Source organism: Streptomyces sp. NPDC021225 (assembly GCF_044332865.1).
In the GTDB taxonomy this organism is placed as follows: Bacteria; Actinomycetota; Actinomycetes; order Streptomycetales; family Streptomycetaceae; genus Streptomyces.
The window spans coordinates 92,288-117,384 of the sequence record NZ_JBIRPV010000003.1 but is presented as its reverse complement, the minus strand read 5'-3'; the positions used below and the strand labels follow the sequence as shown (position 1 = coordinate 117,384).

At 70.6% G+C, this 25,097-nt stretch carries 25 protein-coding genes; 2 read left to right on the top strand and 23 right to left on the bottom strand.

The window, feature by feature from the left end:
• Positions 1-92 precede the first annotated feature (92 nt).
• The 15 genes from ACH4S9_RS14150 to ACH4S9_RS14080 all read right to left on the bottom strand — a co-directional run bounded on the left by ACH4S9_RS14150 (position 93) and on the right by ACH4S9_RS14080 (position 15,287).
• Positions 93-869, bottom strand: a complete 777-nt coding sequence (locus tag ACH4S9_RS14150; protein WP_385351794.1) for an ABC transporter permease — start codon at positions 867-869, stop codon at positions 93-95.
• Positions 866-1,921 (bottom strand): ATP-binding cassette domain-containing protein, encoded by a 1,056-nt coding sequence (locus ACH4S9_RS14145; protein ID WP_352133391.1) that lies wholly within the window; start codon positions 1,919-1,921, stop codon positions 866-868. Before ACH4S9_RS14145 ends, ACH4S9_RS14150 begins: the two co-directional genes overlap by 4 nt.
• 212 nt (positions 1,922-2,133) lie before the next feature.
• Positions 2,134-2,790 (bottom strand): PadR family transcriptional regulator, encoded by a 657-nt coding sequence (locus ACH4S9_RS14140; RefSeq protein ID WP_358845543.1) that lies wholly within the window; start codon positions 2,788-2,790, stop codon positions 2,134-2,136.
• 189 nt (positions 2,791-2,979) lie between these two features.
• On the bottom strand, positions 2,980-5,808 hold the full coding sequence (locus ACH4S9_RS14135; protein ID WP_398371945.1) for a DEAD/DEAH box helicase: 2,829 nt from the start codon (positions 5,806-5,808) through the stop codon (positions 2,980-2,982).
• A gap of 84 nt (positions 5,809-5,892) precedes the next feature.
• On the bottom strand, positions 5,893-6,804 hold the full coding sequence (locus ACH4S9_RS14130) for a diacylglycerol kinase (protein WP_398371943.1): 912 nt from the start codon (positions 6,802-6,804) through the stop codon (positions 5,893-5,895).
• Between the two features lie 53 nt (positions 6,805-6,857).
• Entirely contained in the window at positions 6,858-7,799 is a 942-nt protein-coding gene (gene tatC / locus ACH4S9_RS14125; protein ID WP_311725311.1) for a twin-arginine translocase subunit TatC, read from the bottom strand.
• 77 nt (positions 7,800-7,876) lie between these two features.
• The gene (gene tatA / locus ACH4S9_RS14120) at positions 7,877-8,176 is read right to left on the bottom strand and encodes a Sec-independent protein translocase subunit TatA (RefSeq protein ID WP_311725310.1); all 300 of its coding nucleotides are present in this window, start codon (positions 8,174-8,176) and stop codon (positions 7,877-7,879) included.
• 205 nt (positions 8,177-8,381) lie between these two features.
• On the bottom strand, positions 8,382-8,621 hold the full coding sequence (locus ACH4S9_RS14115; RefSeq protein ID WP_311725309.1) for a hypothetical protein: 240 nt from the start codon (positions 8,619-8,621) through the stop codon (positions 8,382-8,384).
• Between the two features lie 89 nt (positions 8,622-8,710).
• On the bottom strand, positions 8,711-8,977 hold the full coding sequence (locus tag ACH4S9_RS14110) for a hypothetical protein (RefSeq protein ID WP_311725308.1): 267 nt from the start codon (positions 8,975-8,977) through the stop codon (positions 8,711-8,713).
• Entirely contained in the window at positions 8,967-9,926 is a 960-nt protein-coding gene (locus ACH4S9_RS14105) for a WYL domain-containing protein (RefSeq protein ID WP_311725307.1), read from the bottom strand. Before ACH4S9_RS14105 ends, ACH4S9_RS14110 begins: the two co-directional genes overlap by 11 nt.
• A gap of 15 nt (positions 9,927-9,941) precedes the next feature.
• A complete protein-coding gene (locus ACH4S9_RS14100; protein WP_311725305.1) occupies positions 9,942-10,961 on the bottom strand; it encodes a WYL domain-containing protein in 1,020 nt (339 codons plus the stop codon).
• 153 nt (positions 10,962-11,114) lie between these two features.
• On the bottom strand, positions 11,115-11,489 hold the full coding sequence (locus tag ACH4S9_RS14095) for an FKBP-type peptidyl-prolyl cis-trans isomerase (RefSeq protein ID WP_311725304.1): 375 nt from the start codon (positions 11,487-11,489) through the stop codon (positions 11,115-11,117).
• A gap of 39 nt (positions 11,490-11,528) precedes the next feature.
• The gene (locus ACH4S9_RS14090) at positions 11,529-12,527 is read right to left on the bottom strand and encodes an FKBP-type peptidyl-prolyl cis-trans isomerase (protein ID WP_358845548.1); all 999 of its coding nucleotides are present in this window, start codon (positions 12,525-12,527) and stop codon (positions 11,529-11,531) included.
• 120 nt (positions 12,528-12,647) lie between these two features.
• A complete protein-coding gene (gene pafA / locus ACH4S9_RS14085) occupies positions 12,648-14,009 on the bottom strand; it encodes a Pup--protein ligase (RefSeq protein WP_311725302.1) in 1,362 nt (453 codons plus the stop codon).
• Positions 14,010-14,018: 9 nt separating this feature from the next.
• A complete protein-coding gene (locus ACH4S9_RS14080) occupies positions 14,019-15,287 on the bottom strand; it encodes an MFS transporter (protein WP_398371937.1) in 1,269 nt (422 codons plus the stop codon).
• A 224-nt stretch (positions 15,288-15,511) separates the two neighbouring features.
• Here ACH4S9_RS14080 and ACH4S9_RS14075 point away from each other — a divergent pair, with 224 nt between their 5' ends.
• Positions 15,512-16,492 (top strand): LacI family DNA-binding transcriptional regulator, encoded by a 981-nt coding sequence (locus tag ACH4S9_RS14075; RefSeq protein WP_398371935.1) that lies wholly within the window; start codon positions 15,512-15,514, stop codon positions 16,490-16,492.
• A 107-nt stretch (positions 16,493-16,599) separates the two neighbouring features.
• Here the strand turns inward: ACH4S9_RS14075 and prcA are convergent, their stop codons facing one another.
• From prcA to arc, 6 genes are all read right to left on the bottom strand, one after another.
• On the bottom strand, positions 16,600-17,367 hold the full coding sequence (prcA, locus tag ACH4S9_RS14070) for a proteasome subunit alpha (RefSeq protein WP_398371933.1): 768 nt from the start codon (positions 17,365-17,367) through the stop codon (positions 16,600-16,602).
• A gap of 53 nt (positions 17,368-17,420) precedes the next feature.
• On the bottom strand, positions 17,421-18,266 hold the full coding sequence (gene prcB, locus ACH4S9_RS14065; protein ID WP_398371931.1) for a proteasome subunit beta: 846 nt from the start codon (positions 18,264-18,266) through the stop codon (positions 17,421-17,423).
• Positions 18,218-18,811, bottom strand: coding sequence for an endonuclease VII domain-containing protein (locus ACH4S9_RS14060; RefSeq protein ID WP_398371929.1), 594 nt, complete (start codon positions 18,809-18,811; stop codon positions 18,218-18,220). The genes prcB and ACH4S9_RS14060 overlap by 49 nt, the downstream gene beginning before the upstream one ends.
• A gap of 31 nt (positions 18,812-18,842) precedes the next feature.
• Positions 18,843-19,061, bottom strand: a complete 219-nt coding sequence (locus ACH4S9_RS14055) for a ubiquitin-like protein Pup (protein ID WP_311725296.1) — start codon at positions 19,059-19,061, stop codon at positions 18,843-18,845.
• 136 nt (positions 19,062-19,197) lie between these two features.
• The gene (gene dop, locus ACH4S9_RS14050; RefSeq protein WP_352133376.1) at positions 19,198-20,709 is read right to left on the bottom strand and encodes a depupylase/deamidase Dop; all 1,512 of its coding nucleotides are present in this window, start codon (positions 20,707-20,709) and stop codon (positions 19,198-19,200) included.
• Positions 20,710-20,998: 289 nt separating this feature from the next.
• Positions 20,999-22,765, bottom strand: a complete 1,767-nt coding sequence (arc, locus tag ACH4S9_RS14045) for a proteasome ATPase (protein ID WP_311725295.1) — start codon at positions 22,763-22,765, stop codon at positions 20,999-21,001.
• 255 nt (positions 22,766-23,020) lie between these two features.
• Here arc and ACH4S9_RS14040 point away from each other — a divergent pair, with 255 nt between their 5' ends.
• On the top strand, positions 23,021-23,311 hold the full coding sequence (locus tag ACH4S9_RS14040; protein ID WP_311725344.1) for a ferredoxin: 291 nt from the start codon (positions 23,021-23,023) through the stop codon (positions 23,309-23,311).
• Between the two features lie 37 nt (positions 23,312-23,348).
• Here the strand turns inward: ACH4S9_RS14040 and ACH4S9_RS14035 are convergent, their stop codons facing one another.
• The gene (locus tag ACH4S9_RS14035; RefSeq protein ID WP_398371926.1) at positions 23,349-23,957 is read right to left on the bottom strand and encodes a hypothetical protein; all 609 of its coding nucleotides are present in this window, start codon (positions 23,955-23,957) and stop codon (positions 23,349-23,351) included.
• 152 nt (positions 23,958-24,109) lie between these two features.
• Positions 24,110-25,048 (bottom strand): tRNA (adenine-N1)-methyltransferase, encoded by a 939-nt coding sequence (locus ACH4S9_RS14030; protein WP_311725293.1) that lies wholly within the window; start codon positions 25,046-25,048, stop codon positions 24,110-24,112.
• Between the last annotated feature and the right edge of the window lie 49 nt (positions 25,049-25,097).

Genomic DNA, 25,097 nt, shown 5'->3' with positions numbered 1-25,097 from the left:
CCCCGGAGCCGGACGACCTACCGGGACGACGAGCGCCGGGCGGCCCCGGCGGTGGAGTGCCACCGCCGGGGCCGCCGCGCGCACGGCTGCGGTCAGACCGACCGCTGGTACGACCGGAAGGTGCGGGTCGACAGCCAGACCGCGGCCAGCGCGAGCGCCAGCAGCGCCCCGCCGCGGCTCGCCACATCACCCCAGTCCGGGTCGCCCGCCATGGCCGAACGGCCTGCCACCAGCGCCCAGTTGACCGGGTTGAAGTCGGCGATGTGCCGCATCCACCCCGGCATCAGGGAGGGCGCCATGAAGGCCTCGGAGAGGAAGGTCAGCGGCAGCAGCAGGAAGGTGTTGATGCCGATGATCGACTCCCGCTCCCGGACCAGCATGCCCAGGGCGTTGGAGAGCGCGCCGAAGACCGTGCCGAGCAGCACGGACGCCACGATCAGCAGGGCCGTCCCGGTGATGCCGCCCGGGTAGTCGGCGCCGCCGAGCTTGCCGAGCGCCACGATGATGACGGACTGCACGGCGGTGCTGAGTCCCTGGGAGACCACATTGCCGTTCATCAGCGCGCCGCGGGAGACCGGCGTGGTCAGGAAGCGGTTGAGGGTGCCCCGCTCGATCTCCTCCAGGGTTCCCATGCCCGCCCACATGTTGGAGGACAGGGCGCTCATCACCACGATGCCCGGGACCAGGTAGTCCAGGTACGAGCCGGTGCCGAAGCCGCCGAGGTCGGTGACCTTGCGGAAGAGGGAGCCGAAGAGGAACAGCCAGATGACCGGCTGGACCAGATTGATCAGCAGAAAGACGGGCTGGCGCCAGTAGGCCATCAGCTGGCGCTGCGTCATGTACCAGGTCTGGGCGAGGGCCGCGCTCATCGGGCACCTCCGGCGGCACCGGCCGGCACGGGCGCCCCGGCCGCGGCCTCCGCCTCGGTGAAGCTGCGGCCCGCGTAGCGCAGATAGACGTCGTCGAGGGAGGGGCGGGCGACGGTCGCGGTCGCCACGGCGGCGCCCGACCGCTCCAGGGCGGCCAGCAGCGTGGGCACGGCGGCGGCGCCGTCGTCGGCGCGGACGCTGACCCGCCGTCCGTCCACGGCCGCCTCGTGCACGCCCGGCAGCGCGGTGAGCGCGTCGCGCAGCGGGGGCTCGGCGCCGTCCGCGACGGTCTCGCGCAGCTCCAGGTGGACGGCGTCGCCGCGGAGTTCGCCCTTGAGCTCGTCCGGGGTGCCCTCGACCACGACCCGGCCGCGGTCGACGATGGCGATGCGCTCGGCGAGGCGGTCGGCCTCTTCGAGGTAGTGCGTGGTGAGCAGGATCGTCAGCCCCTCCTCGCCCGCGAGCCGGGCGATCTCGTCCCACATGGCGGCGCGGGCCTCGGGGTCGAGCCCGGTCGTGGGCTCGTCGAGGAAGAGCACCTCGGGGCGGTGTACGAGCCCGAGCGCGACGTCGAGCCTGCGGCGCATGCCGCCGGAGTAGCCCTTGACCGGGCGGTTCGCGGCGTCGGCGAGGTCGAAGCGGTCCAGGAGTTCGTCGGCGCGGCGGGCGGCGGCGGTGCCCCGCAGCCCGTACAGCCTCCCCTGGAGCAGCAGGTTCTCCCGCCCGGTGGCCACCGGGTCGGCGCCGGACTTCTGGGCCACGACGCCGATGGCGGCGCGCACCCGGCCGGGGTGGCGGAGCACATCGTGTCCGGCGACCGCCGCGGTGCCCGCGTCGGGGCGGGCCAGGGTGGTGAGGATCTTGACGGTGGTGGACTTCCCGGCCCCGTTGGGTCCGAGCAGGCCGAAGACGATGCCCGCCTCGACGGCCAGCTCCATGCCGTCCAGGGCCTTCACCCCGCCGGGGTAGGTCTTGACCAGTTGGTCGGTTTCCACTGCGAGCGCGCGGGTGCGCGTGTGATGCGGGGTGCGTCCCCCGGTTGTTGGCGCCATGGCGGCGTGTCTCCACTCTGATCTGTCGTACGACGTCGATTCGTCGCGTGCGAAATCCGCCGTACCGATCCGCGGGTGGAGAGCCGGGCTATCCTGGGTGTGCCGCACCTCGATCGCCTGGCCTGCCATCGCCGCAGGTCCGGTCCGGGGTCAGGGCCCTGGCGTGCGCTGTTGGCGCAGCGCGCGCCGGGGCCTTCTTCACTGCTCCGGTTTCACTTCTCCGGGTTGGTTCTCTCCTCTATCTCGACCCATTCCGCCGGCATCTCGCCGGTCCGGCTCAGCGTCCGCCATGCGGCCGCTCCGGTGAGGCTGCCCGCCGCGAGCTCCGCGCGCAGGGACCGGACCCACTCCATCTCGGCGCGGATCATGTGCAGTTCGTACTCCGTCTCCAGCAGGAACACCCTCGGCAGGTCCTTTTCCAGCGCGTCGATCGAGCCGTCGAGGGCCTCGGCCCGGGCCTCCAGCGTCTCGGCCCGCTGCCGCAGCAGCCGATCGGCCTCGTCGATGGGCAGCACCAGGATCAGCGAGAGCGCGGCCGAGAAGGCGGGGTACTCCCGGGCGGGGACGGACACCAGCTCCGCCAGCCACTCGTGCAGTTCGCGGCGGCCGTCCTCGGTCAGTCCGTACACCGTGCGCTCGGGGCGGAGCCCCTGCCGCTGGGTACCGGCGACCTCGACGAAGCCGTGCTTCTCCAGGTTCTGGACGACGGTGTAGAGCGACCCGTAGTTGATCTTGATGCTGTGTTCCTTGCCCCGTCGCCGGAGCACCTGCGCGATCTCGTACGGATGCATCGGCCGCTCGCTCAGGAGCGCCATCACCGCGAGCGCCAAGGGGTTGCTCAGCTTGCGCCGCTTCGCCGACACCGTCATCACCTCGCCCCCGTATATCCGTCGCCGAACATATCGCGACTCGGCAGAGGCGTCAACCGCGATGTATCGCGATTGCGCCGACTCCACGGCCACGCACGGACAGCGGGAAGCGGCATACGAAACGGGCCGGGTCCGGCCGGGAACTCGCCCCGGCCGGACCCGGCCCGTGAAGAACGCCGCGCGGTGGAGTCAGCCCACCGAGGAGTACGCCACCACGCCGCGCAGCAGCCCGTCGACCGCCCGGCGGGCGCTGCGCGCCACCGTGCCGTCCGGCGGGGCGGCCACGGCGATCTGGCCCAGCACATCGATCACCTGCTTGCACCAGCGCACGAAGTCGCCCGCCGGCATCTCGATCTCGCGCAGCAACTCGTCCAGCCCGTGTCCGGAGGCCCAGCGGTACGCGGCCCAGGCGAAGCCCAGGTCGGGCTCGCGCTGACCGACCCCCTCCGCCTGCTTGATCTTGTGGTCGTCCTCCAGGGCGTCCAGCCGGCCCCAGATCCGGACCATCTCGCCCAGCGCCTCCTTGACCCGGCCCGCGGGCAGCTTGGGCGGCAGCGCGTCGTCCGCCGCCCGCGCCTCGTAGACCAGCGCCGAGGCGCAGGCCGCGAGCTCCTCGGGCTTCAGCCCCTCCCAGACGCCGTCGCGCAGACACTCGCTGGCGAGCAGGTCCAGCTCGCCATAGAGCCGGGCGAGCCGCTTGCCGTCGTCGGTGACCTCCTCGCCGCTGAGATAGCCCAGCTCGCTCAGCAGGGCGCAGATCCGGTCGAAGGTGCGCGCGATGGTGTTCGTGCGCCCCTCGATGCGCCGCTCCAACTGGCGGGTGTCGCGCAGCAGCCGGTGGTACCGCTCGGCCCAGCGGGCGTGGTCCTCGCGCTCGTCGCAGCCGTGGCAGGGGTGGGCCCGGATGGCGGCGCGCAGCCGGGCGATCTCGGTGTCGTCCGCCGCGGCCGAGCGCTGCTTGCGATGGCGGTGCACATCGTGGTGGCCCGCCTTGCTGCGCAGCGCGGACGCCAGGTCCCGGCGGGACTGCGGGCTGCGCGGATTGAAGGACTTGGGGATCCGCATCCGCTCCAGCGGCTCCACCGGCACCGGGAAGTCGATCGCGGCCAGCCGCTTGACCTGGCGCTCGGCGGTGAGCACGAGCGGGCGCGGCCCGTCGTGGTACTCCAGGCCGCGGTGGCCGCCCGTACGCCCGGCCGGCAGCCCGGGGTCGAGCACCAGCGCGAGCCCGGCGTACTTCCCGGTCGGGACGTGGATGACATCGCCGGGGCGGAGCTTCTCCAGCGCGTCCGCCGCGGCCGCGCGCCGCTGCGCCACGCCCTGCCGGGCCAGCTCGGTCTCGCGGTCCTTCAACTCGCGGCGCAGCAGCGCGTACTCGTCGAAGTCGCCGAGGTGGCAGGTCATGGAGGCGCGGTAGCCGCGCAGGCCCTCCTCGTTGCGCTGCACCTGCCGGGAGATGCCGACGACCGCCTTGTCGGCCTGGAACTGCGCGAAGGAGGTCTCCAGCAGCTCGCGGGAGCGGTGTCGCCCGAACTGCGAGACCAGATTGACCGCCATGTTGTACGAGGGCTTGAAGGACGAGCGCAGCGGGTACGTGCGCGTGCCGGCCAGGCCGGCGAGGGCGCCCGGGTCCATCGCGCGCTGCCACAGCACCACGGCGTGGCCCTCGACGTCGATGCCGCGCCGGCCCGCCCGGCCGGTCAGCTGGGTGTACTCGCCGGGGGTGATGTCGGCGTGCTGCTCGCCGTTCCACTTGACGAGCTTCTCCAACACCACGGAACGCGCGGGCATGTTGATGCCGAGCGCCAGGGTCTCGGTGGCGAACACCGCCTTGACCAGCCCGCGGACGAACAGCTCCTCCACCACCTCCTTGAACGTCGGCAGCATTCCGGCGTGGTGGGCGGCGATGCCCCGCTCCAGGCCTTCCAGCCACTCGAAGTAGCCCAGCACATGCAGGTCTTCGTCGGGAATGCCGGCCGTGCGCTCCTCGACCAGGGAGCGCACCCGGGCGCGCGCCGCCTCGTCGTTGAGCCGCAACCCGGCGTACAGGCACTGCTGTACGGCCGCCTCGCAGCCGGCCCGGCTGAAGATGAAGGTGATCGCGGGCAGCAGCCCCTCGGCGTCGAGCCGCTCGATGACCTCGGGCCTGCCGGGGGTCCAGATCCGGCTGCGCTGACGGCGCTCGCGCTCGCGGTCGGCCTCGCGCATGTTGTTCCGGCCGCGGCGCTTGTCGCGGCCGAAGCTCGGCCGGGTGCTCTCCATGCGGGCCACCCGGACCAGGTCGGGGTTGACCTCCCGGCGGCCGCTCTGGCCGTCCCCCGGTGTGCTCTTCTCCTCGAAGAGGTCGTACATCCGCCGCCCGGCCAGCACGTGCTGCCACAGCGGGACGGGGCGGTGCTCGGAGACGATCACCTCGGTGTCGCCGCGGACGGTGTCGAGCCAGTCGCCGAACTCCTCCGCGTTGGAGACGGTCGCGGACAGGGACACCAGCGTCACCGAGTCGGGGAGGTGGATGATGACCTCTTCCCAGACGGCGCCGCGGAACCGGTCGGAGAGGTAGTGGACTTCGTCCATCACCACATAGCCGAGCCCCAGCAGCGACTGGGAGCCCGCGTACAGCATGTTGCGCAGCACCTCGGTGGTCATCACGACCACCGGGGCGTCGGAGTTGATGCTGTTGTCACCGGTGAGCAGACCGACCCGGTCGGCGCCGTAGCGCTTGACGAGGTCGGTGTACTTCTGGTTCGACAGCGCCTTGATGGGCGTGGTGTAGAAACACTTGCGGCCCTGGGTGAGTGCCAGGTGGACGGCGAACTCGCCCACGATGGTCTTGCCCGAGCCGGTGGGGGCGGCGACCAGCACGCCCTTCCCGGTCTCCAGGGCCTTGCACGCCTCGATCTGGAACGGGTCCAGTTCGAAGTCGTACATCTCGCGGAAGGGGGCCAGCGCGGTGGCCTCCTCGGCCGCCCGCAGACGGGCCGCGGTGTAGCGCTCGGCGGGAGTCAGCTCGTCGGTCATCGTACGTACGAGACTACCGGCCGCCTCCGACAACGCACGCGATCTTTCTCGCCCCTCGGGACGGAGCGGGGGACGCGGCCGGGATCAGGGGCCCGCGAGCCGCCCCGGCGCTCCCAGCAGGCGCAGGGCGCCGGGCACGGTGGCGGCGGTGAGCGGCAGCGGTCCCAGCCGCTCCCCGTCCGCGTACGCGGTCAGGCCCTCGGCGGCCAGGGACACCGAGGCGGCCCGGTGGCTGGTGACCACCCGGTGGCCGAGGTGGGTGCCGCGGTAGACGCGCGGGAAGACCGTCAGCAGCGTGGTGCGGCTGCACGGGCCGACGACCGTGATGTCGAAGAGCCCGTCGTCGAGGACCGCGTCCGCGCAGATCCGCATGCCACCGCCGTACGAGGCGGCGTTGCCGACGGCTATCAAGGTGGCCTCCACCTCCCGCTCCGGCCCGCCGTCCAGGCTCATCCGGTAGCGGACGGGCCGCAGGGCAGCCAGCTCGGCGAGCATGGCCAGGTCGTAGCGGAGCCGGCCGCTCGGCCGGCGCATCCGGTTGCCGCGCTCGTTGACCCGGGAGTCGAACCCGGAGGCGAGGACGGTGCCGAACCAGACGTCTCCCGCCCGCCCCAGGTCGACCGCGCGGCCGCCGTCGCCCTTGAGCGAGGCGGCGATGGAGCGGGCCGCGGCCACCGGGTCGTGTATCGGCAGCCCGGTGGCCCGGGCGAAGTCGTCGCCGCCACCGACGGCGATCACCCCGAGCGGGGTGCCGGTCCCGGCGACCGCCTGGAGGGCGAGCGAGACCATGCCGTCGCCCCCGACGGCCACCAGCGCCCCGGTGCCGCCGGCCACCGCCTCACGGGCCCGCCCCAGGGCCTCGGCGGCGTCGGCGCCCACCACGGTCCGGACGCCGAATCCGGCGTCCCGCAGGGCCCGGGCCGCGGGCCGGGCGGCGCGGGCGCCGCGCCCGCGGCCCGCCGTCGGGTTGACGAAGAGGGTGATGTCGCAGGTCACGCGCGGACCCTATCGGCCGGGCCGGTTCAGGTCACCGGCCCGGCCGACTCGGGTCAGGTGACGTCGTCGTAGCCGTTCCGCCGGGTCGGGCCCGGGTCCTCCGGATCGTCGGGGCGGGACACCGGCTCGACGTCGCCGACGGGCGCGGGAGTCAGGTCGAGGTCGGAGGCCTCGTCGTCGTCGAGCCCCGCGTCCGGGTTGCCGCGCCGGCGCCGGCGGTCGTTGAAGAGGCAGATGCCGGTGGCGCCGAAGTACAGCACCACGATGGGCGCCGCGAGCAGCGACATGGTCAGCGGGTCGCCGGTGGGGGTGGCGACCGCGGCGAAGACGGTGATGCCGACGACCATGCCCCGCCACCAGCCCAGCATCCGCCGACCGGTGATCACCCCGCCGAAGTTCAGCAGCACCAGCAGGAGCGGGAGTTCGAAGGCGAGGCCGAAGACGATCACCATGCGCGTGACGATGTCGAAGAACTCGTCCGCGGGGAACAGGTTGTCCCAGTCCGAGGGGGTGAGGCCGACCAGCGCCCCGGCGGTGGTCGGCAGCACGGCGTACGCGAGCCAGGCGCCGGCCAGGAACAGCGGCACACCGGCGGCCACGAAGCCGAGCGCGTACTTCTTCTCGTGGTTGTGCAGGCCGGGCGCGAGGAACGCCCAGAGCTGATAGAGCCAGATCGGGCTGGAGACGACGACGCCCGTCATCAGGCCCACCTTCAGCATGATCGTGAAGGGGGCGAGAAGGCCGTTGGCGGTGATCTGCGCACAGGGCTCGGGATGCCCGCCGCCGATGCCCTCGCCCTTCTTGCAGCCGACGCTGTCGATCACCGGTCCGGTCAGGAACTCCGCGATCTGCTTGTAGTAGATCAGCGCGACGACCGTGACCACGATGATCGCGACGACCGCCTTCAGCAGTCGGTTGCGCAGCTCTCGCAGATGCTCCGCGAGCGGCATCCGCCCCTCGGGATCCCTCTGCTGTTTGCGGGCAGACTTGAGCAACCCACGTCCTCGTCTCGTGCGAAGGCCGTCGTCGGCTCAGCGAGCCACGGCGGCACTCTCGGCTTGCGTCGGCTCCGTCAGCCCTGGGCGGTGCGGTTCGGCTCGGTGACCGGGCGGGAGCTGGTCACATCGCCGGGAGCCGCCTGGATGGTCCGCGGCGCGGGCTGCTGCGCGGCCGGGTCGGCAGGCGCCGCCTGGGCGGCCTCGGTGGTCTTCGCCGCTTCGTCGTCCTTCTTCATGGCCTTGGCCTCGCTCTTGAGGATGCGGGCCGACTTGCCGAGGGACCGAGCCATGTCCGGAAGCTTCTTGGCACCGAAGAGCAGCAGGATGACAACGAGAATGAGAATGATCTCGGTGGGCCTGAGATTGCCGAGCATGTGCGACTACCTTCTCGCCGGGGCGGCGTAACTTTCATGCCTGCCGTTTGGGTATCGGACTGGCGTGCTAGTGCTGGCAGCGATCGTAACCCGCTGGGGTAAACCCTGGGCAATCCCCGTGCATACTCCCTATTGCGACCACACCGCCGCGGTCACGACTGCGCCAAGCAGCCTACCCCGCCGACCTGTCCGTCAGTCCCTGGCTTCAGTCGGCCGCCGGGTCCGACGAAAGCCCGGTGTGCGGCCCCCGGCGCAGCGCGTCCACCTGGCCGCCGAGCGGGGCCGTGGCCCGCTCCAGGTCCTCGGCGGCCCGGGTGATCTGCCGCGAGCTCTCCCCCACCTGCCGCGCCAGCCCGCGCACTTCGACGAAGACCCGTACGGCGAGCACGGCGAGAACGGCGATCCCGGTGAAGGCGAGAGCGAGGGCGAGCATCGGCCAGAACATGGACCAGAGCCTATCGGGGGCCCGGGCCGCCGATCCTCACCCCTCGGCTTCGAACTCCACCCGTCGGGGCGCGCCCAAGCCCTGTGGGCTCAGACCTTGGAGTGCAGCCGCAGGGTTCTCACCCCGCCGCCCGTGAGCAGCTCCACGATCCGCTCCCCCGCCGGTTTGCGCACCGCCGACCCGCAGTCGGGGCAGGTGAAGGAGTAGAACGTGGTGCGGTCACTCCCCCCGATCGCCAGCCGCAGGGCGGTGGCCGCCAGTTCGAATCGGCCGCGGCAGTCCGGACAGGCTGCCTTGAAGATCACCGAGGTGGGATTCCCCCCAGCGGTCACTGTGCGTGTCCCTTCACTCACCATAGGCCGCGAGCGCCCGCTGCGCCGCGTCCCGCGCGCTGTCCGCCAGCCCCTGCGGCGAGACGATCCTGCCGTCCCTGCCCAGCCGCAGCGCCAGGCGGCGCAGCGAGCCGGGGTCGGGGGTGCGCAGCGTGATCCTGAGGCCGCCGTCGGGCAGCTCCTCCGCGCTGTCGTGCGGGTAGTACTCGGCGACCCAGCGCCCGCCGGGGCCGACCTCGACGACCACCTCGGGGTCCTCGGCACCGGTTTGCACCAGCCCGGCCGACAGGTCCGACAGATCGCGCAGCTCGATCGGCGGCGGGTCGGCGGGCGCGTCGAGCAGCTTGATCTCCGCGACCCGGTCAAGACGGAAGGTGCGCCGCGCCTCGGAGAGCCGGCACCACGCCTCCATATAGGTGTGGCCGACGGCGAACAGCCGGATCGGGTCCACCTCGCGCTCGGTGAGCTCGTCCCGCGCGGGCGAGTAGTAGCGCAGCCACAGGCGGCGACGCTCGGCGATGGCACGGTCGACGTCGGCGAACACCCCGCCCTCGGACTCGAAGGTGACCGACAGTCGGGAACTGGCACCTGCCGCCTCACCGGCCGCGGCCTCCAGCTTGGCCGTGGCGCGCAGCAGCGCGTCCCGGTCGCCCTCGCGCAGCCCGGGGAGCGTGGCGACGGCGCGGGCGGCGACCAGCAGCGCGGTGGCCTCGTCGGCGGCGAGCCGCAGCGGCTCGGCGACATCGTCCGGGTTGTGCCACCAGATGCACTCGCCGTCGGTGTCGATGTCCAGCAGGTCGCCGCCGCGGAAGCTGGTGCCGCACAGCGGCAGCACATCCAGGTCCGAGATCAGCTCGTCCTCGCTGATACCGAAGGCGCGGGCGACATCGGCCACACGGGCGCCGGGGCGCTCGCGCAGATACGTCACCAGCGACAGCATCCGGCGGGTCTGGTCAATCGCGTTTCCGGCCATGCGTTGCGGCCCCCCTCAGCCCTTGGCGACGGCGCGCAGCCGCTCGACGACATCGGCCCGCAGCTCATCGGGCGCCAGCACGACCACGTCCGGGCCGAACTCCACCAGCCAGGCGTCGAGCCCGTGTCCGTACGGGATCTCCAGCTCGTCCCAGCCGTCGCCCAGCGGGCTGGTCCGCAGCGCCCTGGCCCGCAGCGGGTAACCGTGGCCGGAGCGCAGTCTGATCCGGGCGGTGCCGGTGGCGGTCTCCCCCGACCAGCGCTCCACCGTCTCGCGCACGGTGACATGATCGGGCACCTCGGCGGTGTACGCGCCGGCCCGCAGACGCACCTTGCCGGTGATCCTGGAGAGCCGGAAGACGCGCTCGGCCGCCCGTTCGCGGTCCCATCCCGCCAGATACCAGTGGCCGCGCCAGCACTCCAGAGCCCACGGCTCCACCTGGCGCTGCCCGGGCTGGGCGGCGTTCGCCTTGCGATAGTCGAACAGGACGGGGCGGCGGTCACGGCAGGCGACCATCAGAGGCTCGAAGGCCGCCTCGTGCACCGGGATCCGCGGCTCCAGGGCGCCGGCCGGCTGGGTGTCGTACGGGTCCTCGGCCAGCGGCATCCCGGCGGCACGCAGCTTCTGGAGCGCGCCGCTGGCGGCGCCCGCGAGCCGGGCCTGCTGCCAGACCTTCGCGGCCAGGCCTAGGGCCGCGGCCTCCTCGGCGTCCAGGGTGATCGGGGGGAGGCGGTTGCTGTCGCGGCGGGCCAGGTAGCCGATCTCGCCGTCGACGCTCTCCACGGTCTCGATGACCAGGCCCAACTCGCGCAGATCGTCCTTGTCCCGCTCGAACATGCGGTTGAAGGCATCGTCGCTCCCGCCGGAGCCGGAGCCCGCGCCGGCCGCCGACGCGGAAGCCGAAGTCGCCGAAGCCGCGGAAGCCTCGATGTATGCCTCTATGGACTCCCGCAGTTCACGCTTGGTCAACGGGCGCCGGGTCCCCAGCAGGCACAGCGCCAGGTTCATCAGCCGCTCAGCCTTGGCAATCGCCATCGACGCCCTTTCCTCGTGACCTTACGACCGTGACCGTACCGCTACGGGGACGCGGGACAAAAGCCGAGGGCCCCTGCCGGGCGGCAGGGGCCCTCGACGGACGCTTCGGCCACGGCCCGGAGGCTCACCCTCCGGCCGTCGACGAGGCAGACCTCAGACAGCGACCAGGTCGCACACGAAGATCAGCGTCTCACCCGGCTTGATCTTGCCGCCGCCGGCGCCACGGTCCCCGTAGGCCCGGTGCGGCGGAATGGTCAGCTGGCGGCGGCCGCCGACCTTCATGCCCTGGAGACCCTGGTCCCAGCCGGAAATGACCTGGCCGGCCCCGAGCTGGAACTCCAGCGGGGTGCCGCGGTTCCAGCTCGCGTCGAACTCCTCGCCGGTGCTGAAGGCGACGCCGACGTAGTGGACCTTGACGGTGGCTCCGGCCTTGGCGACGGGACCGTCGCCCTCCCAGATGTCCTTGATCTCCAGGTCCTTCGGCGGCTCGCCGCCCGGGAAGTCGACCTCGGGCTTGTCGATGCTCACGAAATTGCTCCTCTTACGTGGTGGGCAACCTGCCCAGTCTTACAGAACCGCCAGGATGTCGACCGAGAAGACCAGCGTGGAGTTGGCCGGGATGCCCTGCTGGGCCTTCTTCCCGTAGCCGAGGTCCGGCGGGATGACGATCAGCACACGGCTGCCGGCCTTCTTGCCGGTCAGCCCCTCCGCCCAGCCCTGGACGACCTGCTGAAGCGAGAACTGCGCCAGCTGGCCCTTCTTGTACGTGGAGTCGAACTCCTTGCCGCCGTCCCACAGCACGCCCTTGTACTGGACGAGCACGGTGTCAGTGGCCTTCACCTTCGGCCCGTCGCCCTCGATGACATAGGCCGAGACGAGCTTCTTCGGCGCGGCCTTCTTCGGGACCTCGATGGCGGGCGCCTTGCCGTCGGTCTCAGTGCCCACCTTGGGCAGGTCGGCGTTGGTCTGCGCCACCACGCGGCCCTTGGCCGAACTCTTGCCGTTGAAGGCGTTCACGATGTCGACGACAAACACCATGGTGTCGGTGCCCTTGATCCCGGCCTGCGGCTGGCCCTGCTTGCCGTATCCCAAGGCCGGCGGAATGGCCAGCTCCACACGGCTGCCGACCTTCTTGTCCACCAGCCCCTGGTCCCAGCCCGGGATGACCTGGCCGACGCCGATCTGGAAGACGGCCGGCTTCCCCCGGTCGTAGGAGTTGTCGAAGACCTTCGCGGTGTTCCAGATCTGACCGAGATAGTCCACCTGGAGGTAGTCACCCTTGGCCACCTTGGCCCCGTCGCCCTTGATGACCGTCTTGACCGCCAGCGACGAGGACGGCTGCCCCGAGCCCTTCGCGACCTCGGGCTTCTCGCCGAACTTCGTGCCACCCGTGATGGCCGGCACCGGCCCGCTCACAATCTTGCCCGTCGGCTCCGCCGAAGGGCTGCCGGCCTCCGGCGAGGGCGAGGTCTTGGAGGACTTCTCGGATCCTGCTTTCTCACTGCCGCAGCCCGCGGCGGTGAGCAGGCCTGCGGGCACGGCAAGAAGTACGGAGCGTCGGCGCACGGAAGTCCTCGTCGGTAGAGCCTGCGGGGGGCAACGCGCGCCACTCTACGACGTGCCGCGGGCCCCGTACGCGAAACGTACGGGGCCCCGCGCCGGACATGGGCCGTCCGGGCGCCGCGGTCACATTCCGGCGATGAGCTTCTCCACCCGGTCGTCCACCGAGCGGAACGGGTCCTTGCACAGCACCGTGCGCTGCGCCTGATCATTGAGTTTGAGGTGCACCCAGTCGACGGTGAAGTCGCGGCGCTGTTCCTGGGCACGGCGGATGAAGTCGCCGCGCAGCCGTGCGCGGGTCGTCTGCGGGGGCACCGACTTGCCTTCGAAAATCTTCAAGTCGTTGCACACCCGGGCCGCCTGACCGCGCTTCTCCAGAAGGTAGTACAGCCCCCGGCGGCGGTGGATGTCGTGGTAGGCGAGGTCTATCTGGGCGATCCGCGGATGCGACATGGTGATGTTGTTCTTGGCCCGGTACCGCTCGATCAGCCGGTATTTCATCACCCAGTCGATCTCGGTGTCGATCCGGTCGAGCTCCTCGGTGCGGATCGCCTCCAGCGTGCGGCCCCACAGTTCCAGGACGCGCTCGACGGTGCCCGTGCGGATGCCCCGCCGCTCGCAGAAGTCGAGCGCCTTTTCGTAGTACTCCTGCTGCACTTCGAGGGCCGACGCCTCACGCCCGCTGGCCAGGCGCACCTTGCGCTGCCCGGTGATGTCGTGGCTGACCTCGCGGATGGCCCGGATGGGGTTCTCCAGCGTCAGATCACGCATCACCGTGCCCGCCTCGATCATGCGCAGCACCAGGTCGGTGGCGCCGACCTTGAGCAGCATGGTCGTCTCGGACATGTTGGAGTCGCCCACGATGACATGCAGCCGGCGGTAACGCTCGGCGTCGGCGTGCGGCTCGTCACGGGTGTTGATGATCGGCCGGGAGCGCGTGGTCGCGGAGCTGACGCCCTCCCAGATGTGCTCGGCACGCTGGCTGACGCAGTAGACCGCGCCGCGCGGCGTCTGTAGCACCTTGCCCGCCCCGCACAGCAGCTGCCGGGTCACCAGGAACGGGATGAGAATGTCGGCGAGACGGGAGAACTCACCATGCCGGGCCACCAGATAGTTCTCGTGGCAGCCGTACGAGTTCCCGGCGGAGTCGGTGTTGTTCTTGAAGAGATAGACGTCGCCCGCGATTCCCTCCTCGTGCAGGCGGCGCTCGGCGTCCACGAGCAGACCTTCGAGAATGCGCTCGCCTGCCTTGTCGTGGGTGACCAGCTCGGTCACGTTGTCGCACTCGGGAGTTGCGTATTCCGGGTGCGAACCCACGTCGAGATAGAGGCGGGCGCCGTTGCGCAGGAAGACATTGCTGCTGCGGCCCCAGGAGACGACACGGCGGAAGAGGTAGCGCGCCACTTCGTCAGGAGACAACCGGCGCTGTCCCCTGAAAGTGCACGTGACGCCGTACTCGTTCTCCAGCCCGAAAATGCGGCGGTCCATGCCTGAACATTACGCCTGACGGCCTGCTCTGAAACCGGGTTCGACGGCACGGTTGCGATCATTTTCCGCCCGAGACACATCCGGGTCGCCCGGTGCCCCGCCCGGCGCGCCGGTGAGGAAGCGCGCCGTGGCCAGCAGCACGACCAGGGCCACCAGCCCGGCCGCCCCCGGCACCGCGAAGCCCGCCGCGACCCCGCCGAGCTCCATCACCGGCCCCGCGGCGGCCGTTCCCGCGGCGTTGCCGACCACGAACGTGGTCACCAGCCAGGAGAACGCCTCGGTGACGGTACCGCGCGGGGCGTGCCGGTCGACGACCACGAAGACACAGGCGAGCGCGGGGGCCAGGAAGACACCTGACAGGCCCGCCAGCGCCGTCATCGCGACCACCCCGGGCACCAGGACCAGCGGCAGGTAGCCGAGCGCCAGAGCGGCCACCAGGACCCGCAGCCGCCGCTCCGGCGGGCCGGCCCAGGGCCGGGCGCCGTACGCCAGGCCGCCGACCAGCGCGCCGACCCCGAGCGCGGAGAGCAGATAGCTGGACACCATCCCGCCGCCGTGCTCGTCCGCGTATCCGACGGCCGCCACACCGATCGAACCGAGGGCGACACCCACGAAGAAGAAGGTGCCGAGGAGCACCAGCAGGCCCCGCGAGCGCAGCGCGCCCAGCCAGTGCGCCTCGCGCGGGGCCGAGCGCCAGCGCCGGGAGGGCGGCGACAGCACGACCGACAGCGCGCCCGCGACCCCGATGGCGTTGATGACCAGCAGCGCGGCCGCCTCCGACCAGAAGGCGACCAGGGCGGTCACCAGCAGCGGACCGACGGAGAAGATCACCTCCTGCGCGACGGCGTCCAGGGCGTACGCCGCGTGCACCCGGTCCTCCCGGCCGAGCACCCCGGGCCACAGCGCCCGCAGCCCGCCCTCCAGGGGCGGGGTGAACAGACCCGCGGCGAGCATCGCGGCGTACGCGACGGGCAGCGGGTCGAGCCCGACCACGGCGAACACGGCCATGGCGAGCGCGGAGAGCACGGCCGCGGGCAGCATCACCCGCGGCTGTCCGTGGCGGTCAACGGCCCGGCCGAGCAGCGGCTGCCCCAGGGCGTTGCCCACGCCGTAGACGGCGGAGAGCGCGCCCGCCAGGGCGTAGCTGCCGCCCTCGGCGCGGGTGAAGAGCACGACGGCGAGGGCGGCGGTGGCATTCGGCAGCCGGCCGACGAGCGTGCCGACGAGAAGCCGGGTCGCGTGCTTGGTGCGCAGCAGATCCCCGTAGCCAGCCGCCATGCTCTGCCCCTTCGTTTCCTGTTCTCCCCCGGGCGCGTCCGGGTGAAGTTTTACGTATAACGTCCGCCGTTATACGTATCATGGCTGGCGACCCGGGTCCACCTCACGGTGGGCGACCGAGATGACCACGACGAGGGGAGGGCGAAGTGGCGAGCGTGCAAGGAGACCGCACGCCGGGAGCGCGCGCTCCCGGCGGACCGGGGGCGCGAGCAACCAGCCGGGATGTGGCACGCCACGCCGGTGTGTCGCAGGCGACCGTGTCGCTGGTCCTGGGCGACAAGTGGACAGGGCGGGTCTCACCGCGCACCGTGGAAGCCGTACGCACCGCCGCGCGCGAACTCGGATACCGCCCGAACCTCGCGGCGCGCAGCCTCCGCCTCGGCCGGACCAGGACCGCGCTGCTCGTCGTCCCCGCACTGACCACGGAATTCTTCGCCCGCGTCTACACCGGCGCGGCACGCGTGGCCGCCGAAGGCGGCTTCGGCGTGGTGCTCTACCCGTCACCGGAAGGGGTCGGCCCGGCACGCGACCCCTTCGACTCCGCCCGCGCCTCGCTCGACGGCGTGATCGCCTCCTCGATGGCGGCCGACGCGCTGGCCGCGGTACGCGGCGGCGGGCTACCGCTGGTGATGCTCGACAGCGCACCCGACGACAAAGTCGCCGCGGCCACCGTCAACCTCGACATCGCCGACGGGATGCGCCAGACCGCGGAACACCTCCTGGGCCTTGGACACCGCCGCATCGCCCATGTGGCGGCCGGCGTGGACACCTGGACCTTCCGGGTACGCGCGCGGGCCCTGACAGCCACGATGGGCACGGTCCCGGGCGCCACCGTGCACACCGAGACCGCCCCGCTGACGGTCGACGAGGGGCAGCGCGCGGCCGAACGGGCACTCACCCGGCCCGGCCCCCGCCCCACGGCGCTCGTATGCGACGACGACATCCTGGCGGCGGGCGCCTGCAAGGCCGCCCGCCGGCTCGGACTGCGAGTACCGGACGACGTCTCCGTCACCGGCTTCGACGACCTGGCACTGGCCACAGCGGTCGACCCGGAACTGACCACGGTACGACTGCCCGCCGAGGCGGTCGGCGCAGCCGGGATGCGGGCGCTGATGGCGGTGCTGGACGGCGAGACGGCGCACGGCGACACGACACTGCCGGTCGAGCTCGTCCCCCGGGGGTCCAGCGGCCCGCCGCCGCGCTAGGCCCCGTCCGGCGACGGATGCCCTCCCGCGCAGCGGGCGCGGAGACAAAAACGCGCGGCGCGCCCCGGCCGGGGCCAGGGCGCGCCGCGCGTTGTGAGGTGGTGAGGTCAGTCCTCGGTCTCGGAGGTGTCCTCGGCCGGGGACTCGGACTCCGAATCCGACTCTGCGGCGGCGCTCTCCGCCCCCAGGAGGCGGGCCAGCTGACCGCCCATCACCCGCTTGAACTTCCGCTGCTGGGGCCGCGTCCGGTCCAGCACCGCGACCTCGAGCTGCTCGGCGGTGAGACTGCGCTCTCCGCCGTTGCTGTCCCGGGCGAGGGACTCGACAGCCAGCTTGAGCGCCTCGGCCAGGGTCATGCCGTCCTGGTGGCGCTGGTCGAGGTAGCTGCTGATCTGGTCGGCGTTACCGCCCACCGCGACCGAGCCGTGCTCGTCGACAATGGAACCGTCGTGCGGCAGCCGGTAGATCTGGTCGTCCTCGGGGCCGTCCCCGACCTCGGCGACGATCAGCTCGACCTCATAAGGCTTCTCCGCCGCGCTGGAGAAGATGGTGCCGAGGGTCTGGGCGTAGACATTGGCGAGGCCGCGGGCGGTCACATCGTCGCGGTCGTAGGTGTAACCGCGCAGATCGGCGTAGCGGACACCACCGATGCGCAGATTCTCGAACTCGTTGTACTTCCCGACCGCCGCGAAGGCGATCCGGTCGTAGATCTCACTGACCTTGTGCAGCGCGCGGGACGGGTTCTCCGCGACGAACAGGATGCCGTCGGCATACTGCAACACGACCACGCTGCGGCCGCGCGCGATGCCCTTGCGGGCGTACTCGGCGCGGTCGGCCATGGCCTGCTGAGGCGATACATAGAACGGCGTAGTCACCGGCTATCCGTCCCTTTCTGTCATTGGCGAATGCATTCCGGGTCGACCGTCCCTCAGAGCAGCGAGGCCCGCGGGCCGTCCGGCTCCTCGAGCCGCCGCTCGTGGATGGCACGGGCGATCTCGGACACCTCCGCCTCGGCGAGCCTCTTGAAGCCGTCCTCGGTGATCACCGTGATGATGGGGTAGATGCGCCGGGCGAGGTCGGGACCGCCGGTCGCGGAGTCCTCGTCGGCGGCGTCGTACAGCGCCTGGACGACGGCGGTGGCCGTCTGGGATTCGGTCAGGTCCTCGCGGTACAGCTTCTTGAGCGCGCCACGGGCGAACAGCGAGCCGGAACCGGTGGCGGCGAAGCCGAACTCCTCGGAGCGCCCGCCGGTCACGTCGTAGGAGAAGATGCGGCCCTTCTGGCGGTCGACGTCCCAGCCCGCGAAGACGGGGACGACGGCCAGGCCCTGCATGGCCATGCCGAGATTGCCGCGGATCATGGTCGACAGCCGGTTTGCCTTGCCCTCCAGGGAGAGGATGGTGCCTTCGACCTTCTCGAAGTGCTCCAGCTCCAGCTGGAAGAGCTTGACCATCTCCACGGCGAAGCCGAGCGTGCCCGCGATGCCGACGGCCGAGTACTCGTCGGCGGGGAAGACCTTCTCGACGTCGCGCTGGGAGATGAGGTTGCCCATCGTCGCGCGGCGGTCGCCGGCGAGCACCACCCCGCCGGGGAAGGTGGCCGCGACGATCGTCGTGCCGTGGGGGGCCTCGATCGCGCCCTGCACCGGGGGGAGCGGACGGTTCCCCGGGAGCAGCTCGGGCGAGTGGGCACCGAGGAAGTCCATGAAGGACGAGGAACCAGGCGTCAGGAAGGCAGCTGGTAGACGCCCGGTGCTACGAGTGTTGGCTTCCACGCGATTCCTTCCAGGTAGGCGACAGCTCGACGACCAATGTCGGGATCGTCTCCCAACTTGCCGATGGCCGAGTTGCAGTTAAAGCACAGTACGCCACGGACCTTACCCGTCTTGTGGCAGTGATCCACATGTGCAGCCGGAGCCTTCAGACAGATCACGCAAAGCCCCATCTGAGAGGCGACCATCTCGTCACGCTCGGCTTCGGTGATGCCGTACTGGCGCTTCAGATGTCCTGCTCGCCCCTTTATCGCCTTGCACGCCTTGCAGAGGGTTGCCAAGCCGTCAGACGCAGCGGCGTTGCGATGCCACTCGTTGTGCCGCTTGATCTCACCGCAGATACGGCAGTACTTGTGTCCGCTGGGCACATCCACCCTAGGGCGGATGTTGCGCCCCTTGGCTAGCTGCCGCTGCTGGTGGTAGGCGGCCGCACACTCCCGGCAGTAGGCCTGTAAGCCGTCAAGTATCGACTTGTTCCGCGCGAACGCTGCTCGCGGCTTGTGTTGCTTACACCGCGAGCAGCGCTTCACAGTCTCTTCGCTTGCCAACCCCAGCTCCCCCTTGCCTTCGATTCGAAGGCTACTCGCCGCCTTTCTGAACGAAGCTTCGAACGAAGTCCTCGGCGTTAGCCTCGAGTACATCGTCGATCTCGTCCAGAACGTCGTCCACGTCATCCGACAGCTTCTCGTGCCGTTCCTTGAGGTCTTCGGCCGCCTGCGCGTCCTGCGCCTGCTCCTCGACCTCCTCGGTCGTGCGCGACGCCTTCTGCTGTCCGCCGCCGGTGTCCTTTGTCGCCATATCCCTCACCCCGCTCTTTTCGCCCCAGCTTGATTGGATCGGTCAAGATCAGACCCTACAAGCCGGGTCCGACATCGGCCTCGCAGTTGTTACAACGCTCCGAGGCCATCACGATGATTCCCGGCCGCGGCCCATTTCAGCCCCCCGAGAGCACCCGGACCAGGTCTTCGGCCGTGCGGCAGCGGTCCAGCAGCTCCTTGACGTGGTTCCTGGTGCCGCGCAGCGGCTCCAGGGTGGGGACCCGTTGCAGGGAGTCACGGCCCGGCAGGTCGAAGATCACCGAGTCCCAGGAGGCCGCGGCCACGTCGTCGGCGTACTGCTCCAGACAGCGGCCACGGAAGTAGGCCCTGGTGTCCTCCGGCGGCTTGCTGCGGGCCCGGGACACATCGGACTCGTCCAGCAGTCGCTTCATCTTGCCGCGGGCCACCAGACGGTTGTACAGGCCCTTCTCGGCGCGCACGTCGGCGTACTGGAGGTCCACCAGGTGCAGCCGGGCCGCGTCCCACTCCAGGCCGTCACGGCGCCGGTAGCCCTCCATGAGTTCGCGCTTGGCGACCCAGTCCAGCTCGCCGGACAGGCTCATCGGATCCCGCTCCAGGCGGTTCAGGACGTCCTCCCAGCGGGTGAGCACATCCCGGGTCTGGTCGTCGGCGTCCGCGCCGAAGCGGTCCTCGACGTACTTGCGGGCCAGCTCGAAGTACTCCATCTGGAGCTGGACCGCGGTGAGTGTGCGGCCGCTGCGCAGCGTGACCAGGCGGCGCAGCGTCGGGTCGTGGGAGACCTGGTGCAGGGTGCGCACGGGCTGGTCCACGGCGAGGTCCACGGCGATGAAGCCGTCCTCGATCATCGAGAGCACCAGGGAGGTGGTGCCGAGTTTGAGGTAGGTCGAGATCTCGGAGAGGTTGGCGTCGCCGATGATCACATGCAGCCGCCGGTATTTCTCGGCGTCGGCGTGCGGCTCGTCGCGGGTGTTGATGATGGGGCGCTTGAGGGTGGTCTCGAGGCCCACCTCGACCTCGAAGTAGTCGGCCCGCTGACTGATCTGGAAGCCGTGTTCGTGGCCGTCCTGGCCCAGGCCGACGCGGCCGGCGCCGGTGACGACCTGCCGGGAGACGAAGAAGGGGGTCAGGTGGCGCACGATGTCCGAGAAGGCGGTCTCCCGCTTCATCAGGTAGTTCTCGTGCGTGCCGTAGGAGGCGCCCTTGTTGTCGGTGTTGTTCTTGTAGAGGAGGATCGGCTGGGCTCCGGGCAGCTGGCCGGCGCGCAGGGCGGCCTCGGCCATGATGCGCTCGCCGGCCTTGTCCCAGAGCACCGCGTCCCTGGGGTTGGTCACCTCGGGGGCGGAGTACTCGGGGTGTGCGTGGTCGACGTAGAGCCGCGCGCCGTTGGTGAGGATGACATTGGCCAGGCCGATGTCCTCGTCCGTGAGCTGGCTGGCGTCGGCGGACTCGCGCGCGAGGTCGAAGCCGCGGGCGTCCCGCAGCGGGTTCTCCTCCTCGAAGTCCCAGCGGGCGCGGCGCGCCCGGTGCATCGCCGCGGCGTACGCGTTGACGACCTGGGATGAGGTGAGCATGGCATTGGCGTTCGGGTGGCCCGGGACGGAGATCCCGTACTCCGTCTCGATCCCCATTACTCGCCGTACGGTCATGCGGCCCTCCTTGCCCGGCGCCGCCCCTGGGCGGGGTCGGCGCTCAAGTACCGCGGTGCTTCCGGTCCGTGCGCGGCCCCCGATCCCCCGCACCGCGCTGCCGCGGTACCGCAGAGCCTAGAACCGCCACGCGGCTCTGAGGCGATCATTTCAGTCATTGCTCCGGTCCGGCTCGTAGGTGCCCGCTCGCTGTGCTGACAGGTCCGTCATACGCGTCCGAATTCGCGGTCCGAAAAGCGCATCCGGCTGCGGATGCCCCGTCCAGGACATCCGCAGCCGGACAGCGGTGTTACAGGTACTGACCGGTGTTCGCCACCGTGTCGATGGAGCGTCCCGTGTCCGCGCCCTGCTTTCCGGTGACCAGGGTGCGGATGTAGACGATCCGCTCGCCCTTCTTGCCGGAGATGCGGGCCCAGTCGTCGGGGTTCGTGGTGTTCGGCAGGTCCTCGTTCTCCTTGAACTCGTCCACGCAGGCGGCGAGCAGGTGGGAGACGCGGAGGCCCTTCTGGTTGTGGTCGAGGAAGTCCTTGATGGCCATCTTCTTGGCCCGGTCCACGATGTTCTGGATCATGGCGCCGGAGTTGAAGTCCTTGAAGTAGAGGACTTCCTTGTCGCCGTTGGCGTAGGTGACCTCGAGGAAGCGGTTCTCCTCGGACTCGGTGTACATCTGCTCGACGACCGACTGGATCATGCCGCCGACCGCTGCCTTCGGGGAGCCGCCGTGCTCGGCGAGGTCGTCCGAGTGGATGGGCAGGGTCTGTGTCAGGTACTTCGAGAAGATGTCCTTGGCGGCCTCGGCGTCCGGACGCTCGATCTTGATCTTCACATCGAGGCGGCCGGGGCGCAGGATCGCGGGGTCGATCATGTCCTCGCGGTTGGAGGCGCCGATGACGATCACATTTTCCAGGCCCTCGACACCGTCGATCTCGGAGAGCAGCTGGGGGACGATGGTGTTCTCCACGTCCGAGCTGACGCCGGAGCCGCGGGTCCGGAAGAGGGAGTCCATCTCGTCGAAGAAGACGATGACCGGCGTGCCCTCGCTGGCCTTCTCCCGCGCCCGCTGGAAGACGAGCCGGATGTGCCGCTCCGTCTCGCCGACGTACTTGTTCAGCAGCTCGGGGCCCTTGATGTTGAGGAAGAAGCTCTTCCCCGCGGACTTCCCGGTCACCTCGGCGACCTTCTTGGCAAGGGAGTTGGCCACGGCCTTGGCGATCAGGGTCTTGCCGCAGCCGGGCGGGCCGTACAGCAGCACACCCTTGGGCGGCCGCAGTTCGTGCTCCTTGAACAGGTCGGGGTAGAGGTACGGGAGCTCGACCGCGTCCCTGATCAGCTCGATCTGGTTGCCCAGGCCGCCGATCTTGGTGTAGTCGATGTCCGGGACCTCTTCGAGGACGAGCTCTTCGACCTCGCTCTTGGGCACGACCTCGTAGACGTAGCCGGAGCGGGGCTCGAGCAGCAGGGCGTCACCGGAGCGGATGGTGGTGGCCAGCAGCGGCTCGGCGAGCCGCACCACGCGCTCCTCGTCGGTGTGCCCGATCACCAGGGCGCGCTCGCCGTCCTCAAGGACCTCCTTGAGGGTGACGATGTCCCCGGCGCGCTCGTACTCCATGGCCTCGACCACGTTGAGCGCCTCGTTGAGCATGACCTCCTGGCCGCGCCTGAGGTCCTCGAGGTCGACGCTCGGGCTGACGTTCACCCGGAGTTTCCGGCCTCCGGTGAAGATGTCGGCCGTGCCGTCCTCGTTGGCCTGTAGGAACACTCCGAAGCCGGCCGGGGGCTGCGCGAGCCGGTCGACCTCCTCTTTGAGGGCCACGATCTGGTCGCGGGCCTCACGGAGCGTGTTGGCGAGCCGCTCGTTCTGTGCGGACACGCCCGCCAGGTTGGTCTGCAACTCGACGATCCGCTCTTCGAGAATCCTCGTGTGCCGCGGAGAGTCGGCGAGCTTACGTCGCAGGACGGCGATTTCCTGCTCGAGATAGGCAACCTGGCCGGCTGGGTCATCAGACCCCCGCCCCGGCCGGATGCCGCGGTTGATGTCGTCGTCGTGGGCTGCCACGGTCCTCACCTCCTCCAAGGGGAGCTGGACGCTTCCTGACCCTACCTGGGCCGGTGCGGGTTGAAACCCCTAGATCACAAACCCGGTCGGCGTGTGTCCGATCTTCACCCTTGCGCACTCCCTCACGCCAGGTGAATACCCACCCAACAACATCGGAAAGCGACCGGTTGTATCGTCGAGATGGTCAACACCCGCCAAGGCTGGCGCTATTTAGTCAATGTTGAAACATGTATTAGGGGACGGCAGATCGTGACGGTGCGGAACGAGGAGCTCGGTGATCTTGAAGTCTGGATCGATCAGGATCTGTGCACGGGCGACGGCATCTGTGCCCAGTACGCACCCGAGATCTTCGAACTCGACATCGACGGTCTAGCTTACGTCAAGAGCGCCGACGACGAATTGTTGCAGGACAAGGGGGCGACGACACGGGTGCCGCTGCCCCTGCTCAAGGATGTCGCGGACTCCGCCAAGGAGTGTCCCGGCGACTGCATCCATGTACGGCGGGTATCCGACCAGGTCGAGGTGTACGGCCCGGACGCCGACTGACGGCGCGCCGGGCCGGCGCGGTACGTGGCGTGACGGGTCAGACACTGCCGGCGACCGGCAGCGCCTTGAGTACGAACTTGCCGTCCTCCCACTGCCAGTTGACCTTGCGCTGGAGGTCCGGGCAGCAGCGCGGCACCTGCTGCGAGGAGTATCCGAGCAGAGTGGCCGAAACCTTGGTTCCGCGCAGCGCGAAATCCGTGACGCTCATGCGTTCCTTGGGGTCGAGGAAGGTGGCCACGATCCTCGGCCGCCCCGCCTCACCCTTCCCCTTGCCATCCGGCTGGGCCAGCACATACATGCCGCTGGGCGGGGTGCCCGTCGCGGAGTGGCAGCGCACCACGGCCACGGTCTCGGGCCGGCCGTCACCGTCGAGATCCCCCGAGGCGCGGTCCGTGACGTCCACCGTCTCCGGGCCGCAGTCCACCGGGTAGTCCGCGGTGGTGGGGTCCGGGGCCTTGACGCCCGGGGCGCCGGGGGTGCCCGCGCCCGGTGCGGCCGCTGTCGTGGGGGTGTCGGTCGTGGCCTTGGCGTCGGAGGGCTGGAACACCGCCGCCCCGGCGACGACGGCGGCGAGGGCGGTCGCTGTCGCGAGCCAGTGCACCGGCCGGGGGTGGGTGTGCGGGAGGTCCGGGCCCAGGGGCTGCACGCGGCGTGACTCCTGTGAGAGCGGTGGCGTCAGGGGGTGCCCCGCATCGTGCCACATCTCACACGGCGCGGCCACCGCCTCCCCCGCGGAATTCCAGGGGAAGTCGGTGGCCGCGTACAGGTGTTGGCGCGGGGCGCCGGTACGGGTCCGGGTCAGCCTCGGTCGGCGGAGCCGTTCGCGGGGGTCTCCGCGCCCCCGGCCGACCCGCCGCTGCCCCAGCCCGCGTAGTCCTCGCCGTAGGCGCCCTTGGCGGGCCTGCGGCGGCGCAGCGGGGGCTCCACGCCGTCGGCGAGGCGGCGGGCGGTGAGCAGGAAGCCGGTGTGCCCGATCATCCGATGGTCGGGGCGCACCGCGAGCCCCTCGACGTGCCAGGTGCGGACCATGGTTTCCCAGGCCGCGGGCTCGTTGAAGGTGCCGTGCTCGCGGATGGCCTCGACGGTGCGGGCCAGCTGGGTGGTGGTGGCGACGTAGGCGCACAGGATGCCGCCGGGGACGAGCGCCTTGGAGACGGGCCCCAGGCACTCCCAGGGGGCCAGCATGTCCAGGATGACGCGGTCGACGTCGGTGTCGGAGAGGTTGTCCTGGAGGTCGCCGACGGTGAGCTGCCAGGCGGGGTGCGGGGAGCCGAAGTAGCGCTCCACGTTCTGCTTGGCGATCTCGGCGAAGTCGGCCCGGCGCTCGTAGGAGTGCAGCATGCCCTGGTCGCCGATGGCGCGCAGCAGGAAGGTGCTGAGCGACCCCGAGCCGACGCCCGCCTCGACGACGCGCGCGCCGGGGAAGATGTCGGCCATCGCCAGGATCTGCCCCGCGTCCTTGGGGTAGACCACGGCGGCACCGCGTGGCATGGACAGGACATAGTCGGGGAGCAGGGGGCGCAGCGCGAGGTACGCGACGTTTCCCGTGGTGCGCACGACGGTTCCCTCGGGGGCGCCGATCAGCTCGTCGTGGGGGAAGGAACCCTTGTGGGTGTGGAAGTTCTTCCCGGCCTCGAGCGTGAACGTGTAGTGGCGTCCCTTGGGATCGGTGAGCTGGACCTGGTCCCCGACCTGGAAGGGCCCGCGACGGCGGGCGGCACCGGTCGGTTCGGACATGTGGCCAGCCTACCGGGCCTGCGGGGACGCGCTGACCGCGGTCCGGCAA